8 protein-coding genes and 1 pseudogene are annotated in these 6,506 nt (G+C 69.2%); 1 reads left to right on the forward strand and 8 read right to left on the reverse strand.

Features of this window, described 5'->3' with window-relative positions; translation table 11 throughout:
* Positions 1–42: 42 nt before the first annotated feature.
* From QZ753_RS03745 to QZ753_RS03775, 7 genes and pseudogenes are all read right to left on the reverse strand, one after another.
* Entirely contained in the window at positions 43–516 is a 474-nt protein-coding gene (locus QZ753_RS03745) for a VOC family protein (protein ID WP_294641350.1), read from the reverse strand.
* Positions 517–610: 94 nt separating this feature from the next.
* Positions 611–1,186, reverse strand: a complete 576-nt coding sequence (locus QZ753_RS03750; RefSeq protein ID WP_294641351.1) for a histidine phosphatase family protein — start codon at positions 1,184–1,186, stop codon at positions 611–613.
* 58 nt (positions 1,187–1,244) lie between these two features.
* Positions 1,245–1,868 carry a dimethylsulfonioproprionate lyase family protein gene (locus tag QZ753_RS03755; protein WP_294641352.1) on the reverse strand — a complete coding sequence of 208 codons (624 nt, stop codon included), beginning with the start codon at positions 1,866–1,868 and terminating at the stop codon, positions 1,245–1,247.
* Positions 1,869–1,883: 15 nt separating this feature from the next.
* Positions 1,884–2,681 carry a pyrroline-5-carboxylate reductase dimerization domain-containing protein gene (locus tag QZ753_RS03760; RefSeq protein WP_294641353.1) on the reverse strand — a complete coding sequence of 266 codons (798 nt, stop codon included), beginning with the start codon at positions 2,679–2,681 and terminating at the stop codon, positions 1,884–1,886.
* A gap of 27 nt (positions 2,682–2,708) precedes the next feature.
* Entirely contained in the window at positions 2,709–3,560 is an 852-nt protein-coding gene (locus QZ753_RS03765; RefSeq protein ID WP_294641354.1) for a proline/glycine betaine ABC transporter permease, read from the reverse strand.
* Positions 3,557–4,350, reverse strand: a pseudogene (locus QZ753_RS03770) (ABC transporter permease). The gene QZ753_RS03765 and the pseudogene QZ753_RS03770 overlap by 4 nt, the downstream one beginning before the upstream one ends.
* An 87-nt stretch (positions 4,351–4,437) precedes the next feature.
* Entirely contained in the window at positions 4,438–5,430 is a 993-nt protein-coding gene (locus QZ753_RS03775) for a glycine betaine/L-proline ABC transporter ATP-binding protein (protein ID WP_294641359.1), read from the reverse strand.
* Between QZ753_RS03775 and QZ753_RS03780 the strand changes: the two genes are divergently transcribed.
* On the forward strand, positions 5,401–5,928 hold the full coding sequence (locus QZ753_RS03780; RefSeq protein WP_294641355.1) for a GGDEF domain-containing protein: 528 nt from the start codon (positions 5,401–5,403) through the stop codon (positions 5,926–5,928). The genes QZ753_RS03775 and QZ753_RS03780 overlap by 30 nt on opposite strands.
* A gap of 45 nt (positions 5,929–5,973) precedes the next feature.
* On the opposite strand, the gene QZ753_RS03785 is transcribed toward QZ753_RS03780, so the two are convergent.
* The coding region (locus QZ753_RS03785) for a response regulator (protein ID WP_294641356.1) at positions 5,974–6,506 on the reverse strand (533 nt) is incomplete at its 5' end.

A 6,506-nucleotide genomic window follows, 5' to 3' on the forward strand; every position in this document is an offset into this window, starting at 1 on the left:
ATCGTCCTGACCGGGTGGAAAGCGGATGTTATCTCGGCGAGATCAGTGGTCTTGCGCGCTAGCTGGCGGCTGCATGAACTCGATCGTCCCACCGTCAGGGCCGACGACGTATATCACCCGTGTCCCCGCCCGCGCGCCGCCCGTGATCAGCTGTGGCGTGCCTTGTGCCTTCCATCCGTAGGGGGCGATCCGCGCGAGGAGTGCGTCGATGTCATCGACCACGAGGGCCAGATGCGCAAAGCCAGGGTCGAACGGCTTGGCCGGCACGCTTGGTCGATCCAACCCCCGATACTCCAGGAGTTCGATCATCTGATCCGCCAGCGAGACGATCGCCAGGCGAACCTCGGCCCCGTGCGCTCCCGTCACTTGACCAAGGAACGCACCTCCCATTTCGCCCGTCCGCACGAGCCGCGCGCCGAGCCCATCGATCCAGAACCGGAGGGCCGCGTCGAGGGATGCGACAGCGAAGCCGACATGATCGGCGCGTTGCACGCGAATGTTTGCTTGGTCCGTCATGCGGTCCGTCCTACCAACAATCGGACCGTTCGTCTGCAAGGGGCCGAAATCCGATCCGGCAGCGTCCCCGCGGGATCGGCGGATCGGCGACAGCTCAGATGCGAGGTGCGATTGGTGTCCAGCCCGTGATGGGCTGTAGCGAGGGAAGGGCTGCGGTCCAGACGTGTCCCTGGAACGGCTGGTCGAAGGATCGGTTGATCGGCTTCCCGGATAGGGCACAGAACAGAAGCGTGCCGACCGCCCCGTGCGCGACGATGGCGAGATCGCCTTCCCGGTGATTGTCTGCGATCCGAGCGACGGCCTTGCGCATGCGCGCTTGTGCATCGACGGCCCGCTCCCATCCGCGAACGCTCTGCGTGGGAGATGCGAAGAACCTGTCGGCGACGCTCTCGAACTCGTCCGGGGGAAGGAAGCCGGTCGCGCTGCGATCGTTTTCGCCGAGGTCGTGCGACACGCGGATTCCGACGCCGAGAGCTCCGGCCAGAATGCCGGCGGCTTCGATCGCCTTCGTTTCGGTGCTGGACCAGATCGATCCGACGTTGGCGGCCATCGGGGACTGCGCGAAGGTCCGCATGCGATCGACGCCCGTCGGGCTGAGGCACCATCGCTCGACCGGTCTGCCGGGATCGACGATCACCTCGGGGTGGCTAATGACGAGAAGCGTGGGCATGGACCCATTCCCTGTGTGGGTTTGGCGCATCGAACGGCCGGCGATCCGCGACGTCCTTTCAGGTCGCCCCACCCATCCAGAGGCACCAGAACGCCAGGAGCGACGCATCGTCGGACGCCATGGCGTGGCGGATGTTCGGCTCGTTGTAGAGCGTGCCGCCGATGCCGGGCTCGAACCAGCCGGATGACCCATGCTGGAAGCGGCCGGGCGAGAGGACGAGATAGACCTCTTCCGGGCCATGATCGTGGTCGGGATAGCGCACGTTCGGGGCCAGAAGCGACACGCCGACGGATACGTCCCGCCGATCCTCCAGCCCGCCCGAGCCGAGAATGGTCGCGTTGGCGTGGCCGTCCGGCCAGTTGTCGCTGGAATGAGGGCCGCCGGACGCGCGCCGCGCCCAGCGAAGGTCCGGCTCGATCGCCCGGAAGCCTTCGGCAAGGTCCGCGAAGGGGGGCCGGGCCGTCCGCACCGCGGCGATCGCCGTCGGCAGGTGCTCGCACACCGGCAGGCGTTCGGGTGCCGTCGTTCCGCGGGGTGCGACCCTGTCGAGCGCCTGGAAGATGCGCCCGAGCGCGGCGTCGCTGTCCGGGCTCGTTCGTGCCGCCTCGAAGGCCTCGCGCAGGCGGTTCACGAAGGTCTGCAGCGCTGTGTCGCGCCGGGTCGTGGAGCGTTCCGTTTCCATCCGTCCCGTCCCCCGTCAGGCCTTGCTCATCGCGGCGGCTTTTTCCGACGCGGCCGCAAGCCCGGCGGCCACGGCCTCGTCGAACCCGCGTTCGCGCATCGCGAGAAGGGCCGCCGCCGTGGTGCCGCGATAGTCGATCATCTCCCGGACGACGCGTGCCGCGTCCGCGCCGGGCTGGGCGAGGAGCTGGCTGGCCCCGGCGACGACGCCCTTGGCCGCCCGCTCGGCGAAGTCGCGCGGCAGACCGTCAGCCACGGCATGGGCGATCATCGCCTCGGCCAGGAGAGCGGGGAACGCGGCGCCCGATCCCGTCATGCCGACGCAATAGTCGATATGACCCTCGTCCGGCACCTCGGCCGCCTCGCCGCAGGCCTTGAACAGCGCCTGGACGAGAGTCTTGCCGGATGCGCTCACCGGGGCCGTGGCGAACCAGGGCGTGAACGAGCGACGAATGGCGGCGGCCGCGTTCGGGATCGCGCGCACGACCTGCGCGGCGCCGGTCCGCTCTGCGATCCGGGCGGCGGGGATACCGGCCATGACGGAGACGACGAGCTTGCCCGCAGCCCCGATGCGCACGTCGGCGAACTGCGCCGGACCGACCGACAGGATCACGACGTCGGAGCGCTCGACGAGCTCGTCGTTCGAGTTGGTGCGGTGGACGCCGGGGAGGTCGGGGAAGGTCGACAGGTCGCTCCGTCCCGAAACCGTGAGACGGGCGGGATCGACTGCGCCCGCCGCGACGGCGGCCGAGGCGATCGCGCTTCCGAGCCAGCCGTTGCCGACGATGATGCCGATCCGCTGTTCGATGGTCATGCCGGTATTCCCGATGCTGCGATAGGTTCAGGCGAGGCCGCGGCGCGGCGCGCGGTCGAGGGCGGCGCGCGACAGGCGGTCGAGGAGGAGCGCGACGGCGACGATCGACAGGCCGGCTCGAAGGCCGATGCCGATCTCCATGCGCATCAACCCGCGCGTCACCTCGGCGCCGAGACCGCCGGCGCCGACGAGACCGGCGAGGACCACGATGGCGAGCGACAGGAGGATGCACTGGTTGAGACCGACGAGGAGCGTGGGCTTCGCCAGCGGCAGCTCGATCATCCAGAGGACCGTCGAGCGGGGGGCGCCGAGCGCGTCGCCGAGCTCCTGGAAGTTCTTCGGCACCTGCTTGAGCGCGAGCGTCGTCAGGCGCAGCATCGGCGGCACGCCGTAGACGACGGTGGCGATGAGGGCCGGCACGCGGCCGAGGCTGAAGATCATCATGGCGGGGATGAGGTAGATCCAGGGCGGCACGGTCTGCATCACGTCGAGGACCGGCCGGAAGGCAGCCTCGACCTTCGGGCGCCGTGCGGCGAGGACGCCGAGCGGGAAGGCGATGGCGACGGACGCGGTGACGGACACCAGCACCAGCGCGATCGTCTGGAGCGAGGCCGCCCAGAGGTTCATCGCCCAGCAGAAGCCGAGCGTTCCGACCGCGAGCAGCGCGACGCGCCAGTCGGCGAGGACGAAGGCCAGAGCCGCCACCACCGCGATGAGCCCCCAGGCCGGCAGCAGGGTCAGCACCCAGAGAACGGCGGCGAGGACGCTCTCGACCCCAGTCGAGACGGCGGCGAAGAACCCGTGGAAGTTGGTGTTCAGCCAGGAAAACAGGGGCGCGATGTACGAGCCCGGCGAGAGGGTGAAGCCCAGCTCGGTCATGCGACGGCTCGCTTCTGCTTCTGCACCGCGCCTTCGGTGACCCGGTCGAGCACCATGGTGAGAATGACGATGGCGATGCCGCCGTCGATCGACTTGCCGATGTCGAGGGTGCGCACGGCGTCGTAGATCGTGGCCCCGAGGCCCCGGAACCGACGATGCCGGCGATCACCACCATGCCGAACGCCATCATCAGCGTCTGGTTCACGCCCGCCATGATGCTCGGCATGGCGAAGGGCAGGCGGATGCGGGCGAAGAGGTCGAAGGATGTGGTGCCGCTCGCCCGCCCGAGCTCGAGGAAATTGAGCGGCGTATGCCGGATGCCGAGGGCCGTGAGGCGCAGGGCGGGAGGGATCGCGACGACGACGGTGGCCGCCAGGGCGGTCGCAGGGCCGAAGCCAAGGAGTGCGATCGCCGGCAGGAGATAGATGTAGGGCGGCAGCGTCTGGATCATGTCGAGGACCGGCGTCAGCGCCTCGTTCAGCCGTGGATTGTAGCCGGCGAGGATGCCGAGCGGGATGGCGAGCGCGAGCGCCAGGAGGCTGGCCGACAGGACGAGCGCGAGCGTCTGCATCGTTTCCGGCCACAGGCCCATGACGGCGCAGAAGGCGAGGCCGAGCGCGGCGGCGACGCCGAAGCGGGCGCCGACGGTGCGCCAGCCGAGAAGGCCCACCAAGACCGCGACGACCCAGAAGGGCAGTGCGGACAGGCACCATTCGACGCTCTCGTAGACGCCGTCCAGCAGCGCCCGCAGGCCGTCGAAGAAGCCGGTCGCGTTGTCCTGGAGCCAGATGAGCCCGTCGTCGACCGCGGTGTCGAACGACTGTGTGAGTTGCTAGAGGTCCATGCCTGCGCGCCTCCGGTTCGAACTTGCCGGCGCCTAGAGCGCCGTCGCCTCGTTGGAGCCCTTGCCCTTGACGCCCTGGAGAAGGCTGCGGAGCGTCACGACGCCGACGAGCGTTCCCGCGTCGTGAACGGCGATCGCCTCGCGCCGCTTGTCGAGGACGATGCGGATCAGCGCCTCGACGTCCGCGTCGGCGCTCGCGCTGGGCAGGGCGTCGATGTCGACGTCCGGACGTGCGGCCCGGAAGGCGTCGACGGGATGCATCATGGAATGCGCCTTCACGAGGTGGAGGCGCGAGATGCCGGCGACGAAGTCGGCGACGTAATCGTCGGTCGGGTTGAGGACGATCTCCTCGGCGGTGCCGACCTGGACGATCGCGCCGTCCTTCATGATGGCGATGCGGTCGCCGACGCGGATCGCCTCGTCGAGGTCGTGGGTGATGAAGATCGCCGACTTGCCGAGGGTCTTCGAAAGCTGGCGGAACTCGTCCTGCAACTGGCGGCGGATGAGCGGGTCGAGCGCCGAGAAGGGCTCGTCCATCAGGATGATCTCGGGATCGGCGGCGAGCGCGCGGGCAAGGCCGACGCGCTGCTGCATGCCGCCCGAAAGCTCGCGCGGGAAACGGTCGGCCCAGTCGGAGAGGCCGACCTTGGCGAGCGCAGAGCGGGCCGCGTCGAGGCGTTTCCCCTTCTCGACCTTCTGCACCTCGAGGCCGAACGCGGCGTTCTCGAGGACGGTGCGTTCCGGTAGGAGCGCGACGTTCTGGAGCACCATGCCCACGTGCTTGGCGCGCACCTCGCGCAGCTGCGCCTCGCTCATCTTGGCGATGTCCGTCCCGCGCACGAGGATCTGGCCGAGGCTCGGCTCGATCAGGCGGTTGGAGAGGCGGATCAGCGTCGACTTGCCCGAGCCCGACAGGCCCATGATGCAGAAGATCTCGCCCTTCTCGAGGGTGAGGCTGACGTCGGCGACGCCGGCGCGGCGGTCCGCATCTTCGGGGTGAAGCGGGACGTCACGGCCGAGCGGGATCTCCTCGAGCGCACGCTCTATCTGGCCAACCACGACGAACTGACGGGCCTCAAGAATCGGGCGGAGTTCAACGGTGCCATCGCGGACGCGGTCACCGCGGACGGCGCAACGCTGATGCTGCTCGACCTCGACGGCTTCAAGGGCGTGAACGACGGGTTCGGCCATTCGGCCGGCGACGATGTCCTGAAGGCCGTGGCGACACGCCTGCGGTCGGTCTGCGAGGATGGAACGCTCGTCGCCCGGATCGGCGGGGACGAGTTCGCCCTCATATTCGATCGACCGATCGACGTGGCCGAGCGCCTCGCGTCCCTTATCGCAGGACGCGTCGGCGAGCCGATCCTGGCGGGGAGCCAGGCGTTTCAAGTCGGGGTGTCCATCGGCATCGCGCGGGCTCGCAAGGGCGAGCTTCCGGCAGACCTGTACCGCCGCGCCGATGCCGCCCTCTACCGAGCGAAGAACGCCGGCCGGAACACTCACCGGGTCTGCGAGACGGACTGAGGCGGCGGGAGCCGGAATCGAAGGGCAGCGCTCCGCGAGACGGTCCTAGGTCCTGGAAGCCACGAGCTTGGCGATGGCCGAAGTCGTGTTGTCGACCTTCAGCTTGGCGAGGATATTCGCCCGGTGGACCTCGACGGTCCTGACGCTGATCCCGAGCTCGTGCGCGACGACCTTGCTCGCCTTCCCGCGCGCCACCTCTTCGAGGACACTCAATTCCCGCTTCGACAGGACGGCGATCCCGGCGCTGGCGTCGGCCTGCCGCGCCTTCCCGGCGGACATCTCGCGCCACCTGTCCAGCCCGCGGCCGACGAGTTCGAGCAAGGCCTCCCCGGCGCAGGGCTTCTGGATGAAGTCCATCGCTCCCGCCTTCATCGCCTCGACCGCAAGCGGGACGTCGGCGTGGCCCGTCATCACGATGAACGGCAGGTCCGACCCGGCGGCCCGCAGGCGGCGCAGGAGTTCGATCCCGTCCATCTCGGGCATCCGCACGTCGCTGAGGACGCAGCCCGCGACGCCGATGGCCTCGGCGTGCAGGAAGGCGCTCGCGGACGCATGCATGCAGGCCGGAATCCGGTGAG

It is taken from the genome of uncultured Aureimonas sp. (assembly GCF_913775355.1).
Taxonomy (GTDB): domain Bacteria; phylum Pseudomonadota; class Alphaproteobacteria; order Rhizobiales; family Rhizobiaceae; genus Aureimonas.

Excerpts from the sequence above, each read along its gene's own strand:
- QZ753_RS03765 (WP_294641354.1), bottom strand. The coding sequence starts at position 3,560 with ATGACCGAGCTGGGCTTCACCCTCTCGCCGGGCTCGTACATCGCGCCC.
- QZ753_RS03755 (WP_294641352.1), bottom strand. The coding sequence starts at position 1,868 with ATGGAAACGGAACGCTCCACGACCCGGCGCGACACAGCGCTGCAGACC.
- QZ753_RS03750 (WP_294641351.1), bottom strand. The coding sequence starts at position 1,186 with ATGCCCACGCTTCTCGTCATTAGCCACCCCGAGGTGATCGTCGATCCC.
- QZ753_RS03745 (WP_294641350.1), bottom strand. The coding sequence starts at position 516 with ATGACGGACCAAGCAAACATTCGCGTGCAACGCGCCGATCATGTCGGC.
- QZ753_RS03760 (WP_294641353.1), bottom strand. The coding sequence starts at position 2,681 with ATGACCATCGAACAGCGGATCGGCATCATCGTCGGCAACGGCTGGCTC.